The sequence below is a fragment of the Arthrobacter flavus genome (assembly GCF_039526005.1).
Taxonomy (GTDB): Bacteria; Actinomycetota; Actinomycetes; order Actinomycetales; family Micrococcaceae; genus Arthrobacter_D; species Arthrobacter_D flavus.
Genome location: NZ_BAAAIJ010000007.1, coordinates 66,357 through 79,050, shown reverse-complemented (window position 1 = coordinate 79,050; position 12,694 = coordinate 66,357). Strand labels below are relative to the sequence as shown.

The following is a 12,694-nucleotide window of genomic DNA, read 5'->3' as shown; positions in this document are numbered from 1 at the left end:
GCCTTCTTGTGTGCTTGAAGCAACTTATTACTCTCTCAGAGAAGTCGCTGTGAACCACGACACGTTGGCAGCGGGTCGGTGGTAGACAGGGTCGATGACACCCGAATCGGAACAGCAGCCCGAGACCCCTTTCCACGACCTGGATCGTTTCATCGCGATGCCCCGGCTGGCCAGCCTGGTGCTGAGCCCCGACGGCTCAAGACTGGTGACGACCGTAGCTACGCTCAATGCCAAGGCGACTGAATACGGTACGGCGCTCTGGGAAGTTGATCCGCGCGGCGAGCAATCGGCGCGCCGGATTACGAGCAGCGCCAAGGGCGAAACGGGCGCCTCCTTCCTGGCCGGTGGGGACCTGTTATTCACCTCGGCGCGCCCCGATCCTGAGGGAGCTGAGGGAGACGCGGCCAAGGAACCCACCAACGCGATCTGGCGGCTTCCGGCCCGGGGTGGCGAGGCGCAGCTGGTGCTCTCTCGCCAGGGAGGCGTGCGCAGTGTCCTGACGTCCTCCGGGGCGGAGGCCGCCATCGTCGTTGCTGACGTGCTCCCGGGGTCGACTGACGAGGGCGACGACGGCGCACGCCGTAAGGTGCGGAAGGAGGCCAAAGTGGCTGCCATCCTGCACTCCGGCTATCCGGTGCGATACTGGGATGCTGATCTAGGCCCGGCAGAGCCCCGCTACTTCGCGTTGGAGGAGCAGGGAAGCCCTGGAGAGCCGCTGCGGACAGTTGACGCTGCAGACAGGCCCAAGCTTCGCAACATCACGCCCACCGCAGGCTCCACACTCAGGAACGTCAAGCAGGTGATCAGCCCGGATGGCTCAGTGGTGGTGACATCGGTGAGAATACCGGTGGGGCAGGGGGGTCTGCGAAGCATTCTTGCCAGGATTGACGTAGCCACCGGGGAGCGCTCGGTTCTGCTCGACGACCCCGGCTACGACCTCTCGCCCGGACCGATCAGCCCCGACGGGGCCACCCTGGTGGTTCACCGTGCCCGGCGGACCACCGCTGAGGTTGCGCCGCAACAAACACTTGGCCTCCTCCCGCTCGCCGGCGGCGATCTGCTTCCTCTTGCCGCAGAATGGGACCGCTGGCCGTCCCCAGCGGCATGGTTGCCCGATGGGAGCGCCGTGCTGGTCACCGCCGATGAGGAGGGCGCATCGCCGGTGTTCCTGATCGATGTAGCCACCGATGCGGTGACCCGGGTGACCGGCGACGCAGCTTCGTACACCGACGCGGTGGTGGCCCCCGATGGTCGCACCGCCTACGCACTGCGCAGCTCCTATGAATTTCCCCCCGAGGTGGTCACCATTGACCTCATCAACCGAACCGTGGCGGCACTACGGGGACCAGTCGAGCGGCCAGCCTTACCAGGACGGCTGGAACGAGTAGAGACCACCGCCGACGATGGGCAGCTGATCGGATCCTGGCTGGTCCTCCCCACGGGAGCGGACCCTGCCCGGCCCGCTCCGCTGCTGTTGTGGATCCACGGCGGCCCGCTAGGCTCCTGGAACGCGTGGACCTGGCGCTGGTCGCCGTGGCTGCTGGCAGCCCAGGGCTACGCGGTCCTGCTCCCTGACCCGGCCTTGTCCACCGGGTACGGCCAGCACATGATCGACCGGGGCTGGGGGCAGTGGGGCAAAGCACCGTTCACTGACCTGATGGCCGCCACCGACGCCGTGGTAGTACGAGACGACATCGACGAGACCCGGACCGCCGCCATGGGCGGGTCCTTCGGCGGCTATATGGCCAACTGGATAGCTGGTCACACAGACCGGTTTGCCGCAATAGTCACCCACGCCAGTCTGTGGGCGCTCGACCAGTTTGGCCCAACCACTGATGCGTCCTACTACTGGGAGAAGGAGATGACGCCAGAGATGGCGTCGGACAACTCTCCGCACCACCACGTGGAAAACATCTCGACACCCATGTTGGTCATCCACGGGGACAAGGACTACCGCGTTCCAATCGGGGAGGGCCTCAGGCTCTGGTACGAACTGCTGTCACGATCCCAGCTGGCCGTCGATGAGGATGGCCGTACCGATCACCGGTTCCTCTACTTCCCGGATGAGAACCACTGGATTCTCAAACCCCAGCACGCGAAAGTCTGGTACGGCGTCGTCGGGCACTTCCTGGCCCACCACGTTCTCGGTAACCGCACAGACCTGCCCCCCGAACTCGGCCTATAGCTGATCCCCGCAGCAGGCTTTGTAGACTGCCTTAGTGAGTTCCTCCTTCAGAATCCGGCCCGCTCGTACTTCCGACGTCCCAGCGATCAAGGCCTTGGTGGCTCCGCTCGCTGAGAGTCGGGTCCTGATGGCCAAGGAAACGGTTGCCTACTACGAGGGGTTGCAGGAGTTTAGGATTGCCGAGGACGACGACGGCGTCCTGGGCTGCGGGGCCCTGCACGTCATGTGGGAGGATCTGGCCGAGATCCGCACCCTTGCCACGTTCCGCGCCGCGCAGGGGCGCGGGGTCGGCACTGCCCTGGTGGCGAGGCTACTCGACGACGCGCGCGCCCTGGGCGTCGAACGGGTCTTCTGCCTGACCTTCGAAGTGGAATTCTTTCAGCGCCAGGGGTTCCAGGTGATGGCTGACCAGTCGGCGGTGGACCCGGCCGTCTACTCGGAACTCCTTCGATCCCACGACGAGGGCGTCGCTGAATTTCTCGACCTTGCCCGGGTCAAACCAAACACCCTCGGCAACACCCGGATGATCCGTCAGCTCGGGAATAGCTAGCAGAAGGTGGCAAACCAAGGCCATGATCGATAAGCTAAGGGAGCTTGGCATCTATGACGATGCGAAAAGCGGGACCCGGACCCGGGCCACGACACACCGAGCGGAAGTAGGTCAGACTATGGGTGCAGACGACAAGGCAGCAAACAGCGGCGAGAAGCTGGGCGGCAAGATCAAAGAGGGCCTGGGCAAGCTCACCGGCAACGAAAAGATGGAAGCCGATGGCCACAAGGACCAGGCGTCAGGCGACATCAAGAACGCTGGCGAGAACGTCAAGGACGCCTTCAAGGGCGACAACCGCTAGATCTGGTCCAGCAGGCCTTCACTCGATTCAGAGTCGCTAGTGGAAGCCGCCGAAGGATTGGTGCTGTGGGAGGAACCGAGCGTAACTGGCTCGGGGCCTCCCACAGCCGTTTAACCAGTAGTGCACCCTATAGGCAAGCAGATGGCCGGGGGGTAGGGTTCAGACAAGGCCAGCAGGTCCAGCGGACCGGCGAACCTGATCCTGTGTCCTTTCACCGAGGAGCGCCATGAAAAAGCTAATCAATGACCCAAAGCAGGTAGTCACCGAGTCCGTTGAAGGATTCGGGGCAGCCCACGCAGACCTGGTCAGTGTCCACCCCGAACCGCTGTTCATCACCCGGAAGGACGCACCCCGCCAAGGAAAAGTCGGGCTGGTCTCCGGCGGCGGCAGCGGTCATGAACCGCTACACGCCGGATATGTGGGTCGGGGAATGCTCGACGCCGCAGTACCCGGGGCCATGTTCACCTCCCCAACCCCCGACCAGATTCTTCCAGCCACCACAGCTGTTGATGGGGGAGCAGGGGTGCTCCACATTGTGAAGAACTACACGGGCGACGTCCTGAACTTTGAAACCGCAGCCGAGCTCGCGGAAGCTGAGGGTGTGACCGTGCGAACGGTCCTGGTGAACGACGACGTCGCAGTTGAGGACTCGCTGTACACCGCTGGGAGACGAGGCGTCGGTGGAACGGTCCTGGTCGAACGGATCGCGGGCGGCGCAGCGGAGCGGGGGGACTCCCTCGATGCGGTCACTGCAATTGCGCAGCGTGTCATCGACAATGTCAGGTCCATGGGGGTGGCGCTCGCCGCCTGTACTGTGCCGCATGCGGGCCAGCCGAGCTTCGACCTCACCGACGACGAGATCGAAATCGGCATCGGCATCCACGGTGAGCCGGGCAGGCACCGCATTGCGATGGAGAACGCCGACGGGATCACTGGACGGCTGATGGAGCCAATCCTCGCCGACCTCAAGGTAGACAGCGGTGAGAAGGTACTGCTCTTCGTCAATGGCATGGGGGGCACCCCGGCGAGCGAGCTGTACATCGTCTACCGGCGTGCCAGGCAACTCCTTGAGGAACAGGGAATCGTTGTTGAACGATCCCTGGTGGGCAATTACATCACCGCCCTGGAAATGCAGGGCGCCTCGATCACCGTGTTGCGACTCGACGACGAAATGGTGGAGTTGTGGGATTCGCCAGTTCACACCGCGGCCCTCCACTGGGGGGTCTAGGCGTGGTCGAAGGATCCACCAGTACCCTCACCACTGATTGGGTGGTCGCCTGGTTGCGGGAAAGCGCCCGGGTAGTCAGCGAGCAGCGGCAATACCTGATCGATCTTGATCGCGCTATCGGTGATGCCGATCATGGCGAGAATCTTGACCGAGGGTTCACGGCGGTCGTGAAGAAGCTTGACGACGGCGACCACCCTGCCACGCCGGGTGCCGTCCTGAAGCTGGCCGCGATGACCCTCATGTCATCGGTGGGTGGCGCCGCTGGTCCCCTCTATGGCACCGCTCTGCTTCGTGCAGCCACTTCGCTGGGCGACACCGAGCTGATCGGCCCCAACGAAGTCGCCGGGCTGCTGACCGCAGCCCGCGATGGGATCGTAGCCCGCGGTAAAGCTGAATCCGGTGACAAGACGATGGTCGATGCCTGGACTCCTGCGGTTGAGGCGGCAGGCACCGCCGCGATGGCCGGCGCCTCGGTTGCAGAGGTGCTGGCCGCCGCCGCCAACGCCGCCAACGCCGGTGCTGCGGCTACGGAACCCCTGATCGCTCGGAAGGGCCGTGCCAGCTACCTCGGTGAACGCAGCGCTGGCCATCTCGACCCGGGTGCCGTCTCGTCCGGGCTGATCTTGCAGGCGGCGGTCGACGCGGCAGGTGCTCAGGAGTGAACGTTGGCCTGGTCATCGTGTCCCATAGTTCGAAGATCGCCGAGGGAGTCTGTGATCTCGCCCGCGAGATGGCGGCGGACGTTCCGCTCGTCGCCGCCGGTGGGTTGGAAGATGATTCTGGGGTCCCGCTGATCGGAACCAGCCTGGAGAAGGTGCTTGAGGCGACTTCGACGGCAGACCAGGGCGCCGGCGTCGTGCTTCTGACAGATCTGGGCTCTGCGGTGATGACAGCCGAAATGGCGCTCGAGTTCATTGACAGCGACCAGCGTTCGCGGGTCAGACTCGCCCGCGCAGCACTGGTCGAAGGTGCAGTCGCGGCGGCCGTCGAGGCGCAGTCAGGTGCCGACGTAGACGCGGTGACACGTGCCGCCGAGGCCGCAATCGTCGCGTTGGATCCAACGGAGCTCGAACCGTTTGTCAGCCATGCTGCAGCAGCCCCCGGAGCAGGCGAATCTCAAACCCCAACCGGTGGACCGCCGGTTGAGGCAGCCTGGGAATTGCCGAACCCGATGGGGTTGCACGCCCGCCCCGCCGCGACCCTGGCCCGGATGATGAGTGAACTGGATGTCGAGGTGACGGTCAATGGGGTGGACGCGAAGTCCGTGATGCTGCTCATGAGCCTGGGTCTCGGCCAGGGCAAGGTCCTGACCGCGTCAGCCGTTGGCCCTGACGCGCAGAAAGCCATCGACCTGATAGGTCATGAGGTGGCAAACGGGTTCGGGGAACTCTAAAGCGGTCTGGGCTGCCCTGGACCGCTCAGCTCGGGAGGCTGATGCCGGCCGGGGCCTCGCTGGCAAGACCATCCGCCACGAGCCCGTCAAGGGAGCGTTCGAGTTGCTCCCGGGAAGCGTTCAGGCGGTGCAATTTCAGCAGCGGTGTCACCACGGTCTCGGGCGGCGAGCCGAGTGCGAGGTCCACCGGGTTGGTAACGAGGACCTCCCTGATCACCGGTGCCGCAGCGTCCCGCAGGACTCCCATGATGGCACCACGCACCTGACGATCCGTTCCAGCCCAGGCCTGTCCCCGGGGTACGTAATGAGGTTCCGGCCGCCCCGCAGCGACCCACGCGCACGCGTCGAGCACCGGGCACTGGGAGCACTTGGGCGCCCGGGCAGTGCAGATCAATGCCCCAAGCTCCATCACTGCAGCGTTCCACTGGACTGACTCGGCGTCGTCGGCGGGCAGGAGACTTGCCGCCCGCCGCATCTCGGCGGCGGTCAGAGCGGGGGCAGGGAGGGCATCCCCGCCGACCAGACGAGCGTGAACGCGGCGGATGTTGGTGTCAACAACTGTCTCCCGCTTCCCGTACGCAAACGCAGCCACCGCAGCGGCCGTATAGGTGCCGACGCCGGGAAGTGTCAGGAGTTCCGCGGCGGTGTTTGGCACCCGCCCCCCATGGTGTTCGACGATGGCTCCTGCGGCTGCGTGGAGGCGCAGGGCGCGGCGCGGGTAACCAAGCCGCCCCCAATGCCTCAAGGCATCACCGGCTGGAACTGCGGCAAGGTCAGCCGGTCCGGGCCACCGGTCGAGCCAGGCGGCGAAGACAGGCAAGACCCGCACCACTGGTGTCTGCTGCAACATGAACTCGCTCACCATCACCGCCCAGGGGGTGCGACTGGGGCCACGCCACGGGAGGTCCCGGGCCTCGGCGTCGAACCAGCCGATGACGCGTCGATGCAGCTGGGCGGTGGGAACCGGGATCATTGGCACTCCTGATAGTTGACCATCAATACTGTACTGACCGGCGTGGTGTGACACCCATCCGACGATTGGGTCCCTAGCCTTAACCCATGGATTCACAGGGAAGCCCGTCGCGAGGCGGGCCGCAGGACAGGCCAGCGCGGCCGTCCAGCGCGCCCCGGGTCAGCCCGAAGGTGTATCGCCGACGCAGGACCGTGGTGCTGGTCCTGGGCCTCATCCTGGCTGGCGTGCTGGTGTGGGGTGGAATCGCAATAGCTGGCCTCATTGGCAACGGTGGCAACACCGACGACGCCGTGACCGCACCCACCGGCTCGGCCCAACCATCCCCCTCATCCCTCCCATCCGAACCAGCGGCAGAAGTCACCGAGTCCGCACCACCGACTGAGTCCCCAGCACCGACCGTGGCTCCTTCTCCGTCGGAACCCGGGTGTGGTCCGGAGCAGGCGGAAGTCAGCGCATCGACCGATGCGGACGCCTACGCCCCCGAAGAAAATCCAGTACTCACGCTGACGATAACCAACACGGGTGAGGTCCCCTGCCCAATCAATGTGGGAACGTCCCAGATGGAATTCCTGGTCACCAGCGGTGAGGATCGCATCTTTTCCTCGGCCGACTGCCAGGAGGGTGCTGAGGACCTCAACCGGGATATCCCACCGGGCGGGTCGGAGGAAGCAAACTTCACCTGGGAACGAAACCGAAGCGCACCGGGTTGCCAGGCGGTCGAGGCGAACCCTACCCCCGGTTTTTACAACCTGAGTGTGACGCTCGGCGAACGGACCAGCGGTGAAGTAGCTTTTGAGCTGCAATAGCAGCTACATGAAGCGATCAAGCAGGCTTGTTTCGGCGATCCTTGACAGTCCCTCACGCACGGTCCGGGCACGTTGCTCCCCGATCCCGTCCACCGCCATCAGGTCATCAATGTTCGCTGCCATCAGGTTTTGCAGACCATCGAAGTGGTCGACCAGCCGGTTCGCCACGGCAGGCGGCACAGCCTTGATGCCGGACACCAGCCTGAAGCCCTTGGGCTGGACCACTGCATCCAGTGAATCAACCGAGGGGTTGAAGCCCACCACACTGGCGATGGTGCCGAGGTCGATGAGGTCTGTGGAGCTGAAGGCCTGCAGCTTCGCGAGTTGGTCGTCGACCACCAGGTTGGAGTCACCAAGGTCCAGGTAGTCCCTGAGCACCATTTCGCTGCCCGGGCCCAGCCCGGTGGTCAGTTCCTCCACCTGCAGTGAGAGGAGCCGGCCATCGACGCCCAACTCCAGCACATACTGCGAAATCTCCTCGGAGATCCGCCGGACCATTTCCTGACGTTGCAGGGTCACCGCGACATCCCGGACCGTGACCATCGCCTCGATTTCCAGTGCGGACAGTGAGCCGGTCACCTGGTCCAGTCGAGCCCGATAGCGTTCGAGGGTGGCGAGGGCCTGGTTGGCTCTGGCCAGGACTGGCTCGGAGCCTTCCAGCACATGCCGCAGTCCATTGATGTAGAGGGCGATGATGTGCATCGACTGGCTGACTGAGATGACTGGGAGCCCGGTCTGGATGGCTACCCGCTCTGCGGTCCGGTGCCGCGTCCCGGATTCCTGGGTGTAAATGGTGTGGTCAGGTACCAACTGGACGCCCGCCCGGAGGATATTGCTGGCATCCTTATCGCACACGATGGCGCCGTCCATTTTGGCAAGTTCCCGGAGCCGGGTGGGAGAGAAGGTAATACCGATATCAAACCCGCCGGAACAGATCGAATCCACCGTGCGGTCAAAGCCGAGAACAATCAAGGCTCCGGTTCGCCCGCGAAGGATGCGTTCGAGACCATCCCGCAGCTGGGTGCCTGGCGCAACCCGCGCCAAAGTGGCCTTCAACGCGTCCTCTGGACTGCGAACCATTGCCACTTCCTTCCGGCTACCGGCGTTGCCAACCTGTTCTCGAATGTGCAAAGCCCTGCCGCGCAGGCACCAGCGCAGCCGTTCCAATCCTAGTGGGCGCGCCGCCGAAACCCGGCTACCAGGTACAGGCGCAAATGTATAACGGTTGTGTGCGGGTCTAGCCGGGACGGCTAAAAGAGCAACTCCAGGGCTTCGGTCAGGGTCGATACCTCGTGCACCTTGAAACCCGCAGGAACCTTGCCGGGCCCATTGGGGGAAGCCGGTACCACGGCGTGGGTGAAGCCGAGCCGTTCGGCCTCCTGGACCCGCTGGGCGATGCCGGGGACCGGCCTGACCTCACCGGCAAGGCCCACCTCGCCGAAGGCGATCAGCCGGCCTGCGAGCGGCTGGTTGGTTTTCGCGGAGGCGATGGCCAGTGCCACTGCCAGATCCGTGGCTGGTTCACTGAGTTTCACCCCGCCGACTGTTGCAACGTAGCTGTCGTCCTTATGAAGGCTCAGCGAAGCACGCTGCTGGAGAACGGCCAGCAGCATGGCCACCCGTGAACTGTCGAGCCCGCTGGTTGCCCGCCGGGGTTGCGAGTTCGACGACTCTGCGAGGAGGGCTTGCACCTCGGCCAACAGGGGCCTGCGCCCCTCGAGCGTGACAGTGATGCAGGTGCCGGACACGGGGTCTTTGGTGCGTGACACGAAAAGGCCGCTCGGATCGGCGAGGCCCTCCACGCCAGTCTCTGTCAGGTCGAAGCAGCCCACCTCGTCAGTGGGCCCGTACCGGTTTTTGATGGCCCGCATCAAGCGAAGCCGTGAATGACGATCGCCTTCAAACTGGCACACCACATCCACCAGGTGCTCCAGCAGGCGGGGGCCGGCGATGGACCCGTCCTTGGTGACATGCCCCACCAGGATGGTCGTCATGCCGCGGGTCTTCGCGGCGGCGATCAACGAGGCAGCAACCTCCCGCACCTGTGTGACGCCCCCGGCGGTGCCGTCGACGGCGGCGCTACTGAGGGTTTGCACCGAATCCACGATCAGCAGCGACGGCGACAGCCGTTCCACCTGGCCGAGTGCTTGTCCCAGATCGGATTCGGCGGTGAGGTAGAGGGTGTCGGCGAGGGCGCCGATCCGCTCGGCCCGCAGTTTAACCTGGGCCGACGATTCCTCCCCGGTGATGTACAGGACGTCCTTGCCGAGCCGCGCCACCCGGGCCGCGACGTCGAGCACCAGGGTGGATTTACCCACGCCGGGTTCCCCCGCGAGGAGGATCACCGCACCGGGTACCAGGCCGCCACCGAGGACCCGGTCCAATTCGCCAATCTGCGTCGGCTGGTAGGACGCCGCACTGGCATCGATCTCCGAGATCCGTAGGGCTGGGGTCGCGACGGTGACAGCCGCCGTCGTTCTCGCCACCACCTGGCCGGTTTCCTCGACCGTCCCCCAGGCCTGACATTCACCGCAGCGGCCCACCCATTTCGCGGTAGTCCAACCGCATTCTCCACACCGATAGGCGGGTGCGGAGGTGCGTGCCGGGCGTGCTGTCTTTGTAGCCATGCCCTCTAACGTACCGGCGGGTAGGGACCTGCAGCGGCAAAGACACTACGACGGGCGCCAGCTTTGACCAGGCTCACAAATTCGGCAGGTACCCGGCAGCCTCATCGTGGGGCAGGCCCGTTGCCTCGAGGAGGTCAACTATCAGAGGGCGGTAGAGCAATACCAGGCCTTCTCCCTCCAGACGCTGGATCCGCAGGAGACGAGGGTGGAGCATGGTGGCCACTGCCGCAAGGTCTTCCCGTGCCTGGCGGACCGTTAGCTCCCGTTCCGGGGCGCTGGACGCCGAGAGAGCCCGGCCGAGCATATCGACGGCATCGGCGGTGTCCTCGATGACCTGGGAAAGCTCCTGAACTGCCTCGTCGGTGAGAGCCGCATGGTTGATGACCGAGGTCAGCCGCCGGGTGAATACCCGGGCGTTACGGACCGCAAGGTCTATCGAATCGATTGATCCGCCGAGCTCGGCAAGTTCCTGGCGATGGCGTCGATAGGCGGGGGACAGGCGTGCCACTTCCCTGGCCGCCCCCATGCTGCCGGAGAGGCCCTCCATCAGCGGCTGGCAGTTGCGTGCCCTGATCAGGGCGTGCCAGGCCAGGGTCGGGTCGCTGCGGGTCAGCGCCGTCGACGACTCGCGAAGCACAGTCGAGAGTTCGCCCAACAACTCCCGCACGTTCGTTTTGGGTTCTTTCCGGGGATCCTTCGGGGCGAGGATCACGATCACCAGGGCGAACAGGCCGCCGACGATGGCGTCGACACTGCGGGTGAAGGGGCCGCCGTCGGGGGCTGGCAGAAGCACCACCAGCAAGGATTGCAGGCCCAGCTGCGTGGTGAAGATCGTGCCGCTGTCCAGGAATCGTGCCAGGAGGATCGACACGAACAGCACCACTGCTGCCTGCCAGATCCCGGTGCCAAACAGGGCCAGGAGCACGTCCCCCAGCGCAATGCCGAGAGTGCAGCCCACCCCAACCTCCAGCACCCGGCGTAGCCGCGGGTCGCGGGTGAAGCCCAACGCAATCATCGAGGAGGTGGCGGCGAACAGTGGCCCACTGTGACCGAGGACCCGTTCCGCGAATACATAGGCGCCCACCGCACAGACAGTCATCTGGATTGCGGGGATCACCGAGTTGGAACTCCGACGGAAACCCACCCGCGTCCGGTTGCGAACAAAGGAGCGGGCTCGCGAGAGGTTTGATGGCCGCGGCATGGAACCCAGCCTAGCCCCGGTTACCAGGGTTGGGAGCCGCAACCGCGCCCACGAGATCCGCACAGCACCTGGGGCGGTTTGGCAAGGCCACTGAACGCGTTGATCGCAACTGTATGTTTCATGTTCACCCTCCGTTCACTTTGATCCGTCAGGCTCTTTACCTGTGGCGCCTAGCTTGGTCAAGGAACGCACACTGAAAAATTCAGATCCTCGTTCTTCAGAGGTGCCCACAGCACCAATTTTTCGACTCCCTGGAAGGGGCAACATCAAGTGAAGGTTCTTCGCTTTGGCCGCGCAGCGGCAGTAATCTCTGTCGCCGCGCTCGCTTTGACCGCCTGCGGCACCGACAGCGCAACCGACGAGCCGGCAGCAACCACCGGGGACAACGGCTCCGCGGAAAGCACTGTAACCGGCACGCTGACGGGCTCCGGCGCTTCCTCCCAGGGTGCGGCAATGACCGCCTGGCAGTCCGGCTTCCAGGAAGCCAACCCCGACGCAACCGTTCAGTACTCACCCGACGGATCCGGCGCCGGTCGCGAAGCGTTTACTGGTGGTGGAGTCCAGTTCGCTGGTTCGGATGCCTACCTCGATGAGGAAGAGCACGCTGCGGCAGTTGAGGTCTGCGGACCCGATGGCGCTTTCAACATTCCCGCCTACATTGCACCGATCGCCGTGGCGTTCAATCTGCCCGGCGTTGACGAATTGAACATGGACGCCGAAACCATCGCGTCAGTATTCCGCGGCGATATCGCCAACTGGAACGATGAGGCAATCGCCGCCCAGAATGACGGGGTTGAGCTTCCTGATCTGGCCATCACTGTTGTGCACCGTAGCGACGAATCGGGCACCACCGAAAACTTCGTCGACTACCTTGCAACGGCCGCTCCAGAGGTGTGGACTGACGAAGTATCGGGTGACTGGCCCGCCGAAATCGTCGCCGAGAACGCACAGGGCACCAACGGTGTCGTCTCGACCACCTCGGGCACAGAAGGCGCCATCACCTACACCGACGCTTCGGCTGTCGGGGACCTCGGTCAGGTCCTGGTCCAGGTCGGCGAAGAATTCGTGGCGCTCACCCCGGAGGCGGCTTCACGTGCCGTTGAGGTTGCCGAGCCAGCCGAGGTGGAAGGCGCACCCGAGGTTGACATGTCGTTCAACCTCACCCGGGACACCACCGAGTCCGGTGCTTACCCCATCGTGCTGATTTCCTACCACATCTACTGCGCCACCTACCCTGACCAGGAGACGGTAGACCTGGTCAAGGCTTTCGGCTCCTACGTGATCAGCGAAGACGGTCAGGCTGATTCAGCTGATTCGGCTGGCAACGCCCCGATCTCGGACGGGCTGCGCGAGCAGGCCCAGGCCGCAATCGATTCGATTGCAGTTGCCTCCTAGGAGGCTTCGATTGCCCCGTCCGGTCCTCACCGACC

Annotated in this window: 12 protein-coding genes; 8 read left to right on the top strand and 4 right to left on the bottom strand. The window is 64.6% G+C overall.

Features of this window, described 5'->3' with window-relative positions; translation table 11 throughout:
* Positions 1–94: 94 nt before the first annotated feature.
* From ABD059_RS02655 to dhaM, 6 genes are all read left to right on the top strand, one after another.
* A complete protein-coding gene (locus ABD059_RS02655) occupies positions 95–2,185 on the top strand; it encodes a S9 family peptidase (protein ID WP_343877620.1) in 2,091 nt (696 codons plus the stop codon).
* Positions 2,186–2,219: 34 nt separating this feature from the next.
* On the top strand, positions 2,220–2,735 hold the full coding sequence (locus tag ABD059_RS02650) for an amino-acid N-acetyltransferase (RefSeq protein WP_343877619.1): 516 nt from the start codon (positions 2,220–2,222) through the stop codon (positions 2,733–2,735).
* A gap of 118 nt (positions 2,736–2,853) precedes the next feature.
* Positions 2,854–3,036 carry a CsbD family protein gene (locus ABD059_RS02645; RefSeq protein ID WP_343877618.1) on the top strand — a complete coding sequence of 61 codons (183 nt, stop codon included), beginning with the start codon at positions 2,854–2,856 and terminating at the stop codon, positions 3,034–3,036.
* A 226-nt stretch (positions 3,037–3,262) separates the two neighbouring features.
* Positions 3,263–4,264 (top strand): dihydroxyacetone kinase subunit DhaK, encoded by a 1,002-nt coding sequence (dhaK, locus tag ABD059_RS02640; protein WP_343877617.1) that lies wholly within the window; start codon positions 3,263–3,265, stop codon positions 4,262–4,264.
* Between the two features lie 2 nt (positions 4,265–4,266).
* On the top strand, positions 4,267–4,926 hold the full coding sequence (dhaL, locus tag ABD059_RS02635; RefSeq protein WP_343877616.1) for a dihydroxyacetone kinase subunit DhaL: 660 nt from the start codon (positions 4,267–4,269) through the stop codon (positions 4,924–4,926).
* On the top strand, positions 4,923–5,657 hold the full coding sequence (dhaM, locus tag ABD059_RS02630) for a dihydroxyacetone kinase phosphoryl donor subunit DhaM (RefSeq protein ID WP_343877615.1): 735 nt from the start codon (positions 4,923–4,925) through the stop codon (positions 5,655–5,657). Before dhaL ends, dhaM begins: the two co-directional genes overlap by 4 nt.
* Before the next feature lie 25 nt (positions 5,658–5,682).
* On the opposite strand, the gene ABD059_RS02625 is transcribed toward dhaM, so the two are convergent.
* Positions 5,683–6,630, bottom strand: coding sequence for an HhH-GPD family protein (locus tag ABD059_RS02625; protein WP_343877614.1), 948 nt, complete (start codon positions 6,628–6,630; stop codon positions 5,683–5,685).
* Between the two features lie 86 nt (positions 6,631–6,716).
* Between ABD059_RS02625 and ABD059_RS02620 the strand changes: the two genes are divergently transcribed.
* The gene (locus ABD059_RS02620; RefSeq protein ID WP_343877613.1) at positions 6,717–7,436 is read left to right on the top strand and encodes a hypothetical protein; all 720 of its coding nucleotides are present in this window, start codon (positions 6,717–6,719) and stop codon (positions 7,434–7,436) included.
* Positions 7,437–7,439: 3 nt separating this feature from the next.
* Here the strand turns inward: ABD059_RS02620 and disA are convergent, their stop codons facing one another.
* The 3 genes from disA to ABD059_RS02605 all read right to left on the bottom strand — a co-directional run bounded on the left by disA (position 7,440) and on the right by ABD059_RS02605 (position 11,264).
* Positions 7,440–8,516: a DNA integrity scanning diadenylate cyclase DisA gene (gene disA, locus ABD059_RS02615; protein WP_343877611.1), complete on the bottom strand. Its 1,077-nt coding sequence runs from the start codon at positions 8,514–8,516 to the stop codon at positions 7,440–7,442.
* Between the two features lie 170 nt (positions 8,517–8,686).
* Positions 8,687–10,063, bottom strand: a complete 1,377-nt coding sequence (gene radA / locus ABD059_RS02610) for a DNA repair protein RadA (RefSeq protein WP_343877610.1) — start codon at positions 10,061–10,063, stop codon at positions 8,687–8,689.
* A 73-nt stretch (positions 10,064–10,136) separates the two neighbouring features.
* Positions 10,137–11,264, bottom strand: coding sequence for an FUSC family protein (locus ABD059_RS02605; protein WP_343877609.1), 1,128 nt, complete (start codon positions 11,262–11,264; stop codon positions 10,137–10,139).
* 270 nt (positions 11,265–11,534) lie between these two features.
* Between ABD059_RS02605 and pstS the strand changes: the two genes are divergently transcribed.
* On the top strand, positions 11,535–12,659 hold the full coding sequence (pstS, locus tag ABD059_RS02600; RefSeq protein WP_343877608.1) for a phosphate ABC transporter substrate-binding protein PstS: 1,125 nt from the start codon (positions 11,535–11,537) through the stop codon (positions 12,657–12,659).
* The last annotated feature ends 35 nt before the right edge of the window (positions 12,660–12,694 follow it).

Coding starts and splice junctions, on each gene's coding strand:
- ABD059_RS02620 (WP_343877613.1), top strand. CDS start 6,717: ATGGATTCACAGGGAAGCCCGTCGCGAGGCGGGCCGCAGGACAGGCCA.
- ABD059_RS02625 (WP_343877614.1), bottom strand. CDS start 6,630: ATGATCCCGGTTCCCACCGCCCAGCTGCATCGACGCGTCATCGGCTGG.
- dhaK (WP_343877617.1), top strand. CDS start 3,263: ATGAAAAAGCTAATCAATGACCCAAAGCAGGTAGTCACCGAGTCCGTT.
- disA (WP_343877611.1), bottom strand. CDS start 8,516: ATGGTTCGCAGTCCAGAGGACGCGTTGAAGGCCACTTTGGCGCGGGTT.
- radA (WP_343877610.1), bottom strand. CDS start 10,063: ATGGCTACAAAGACAGCACGCCCGGCACGCACCTCCGCACCCGCCTAT.
- ABD059_RS02655 (WP_343877620.1), top strand. CDS start 95: ATGACACCCGAATCGGAACAGCAGCCCGAGACCCCTTTCCACGACCTG.
- ABD059_RS02605 (WP_343877609.1), bottom strand. CDS start 11,264: ATGCCGCGGCCATCAAACCTCTCGCGAGCCCGCTCCTTTGTTCGCAAC.
- ABD059_RS02645 (WP_343877618.1), top strand. CDS start 2,854: ATGGGTGCAGACGACAAGGCAGCAAACAGCGGCGAGAAGCTGGGCGGC.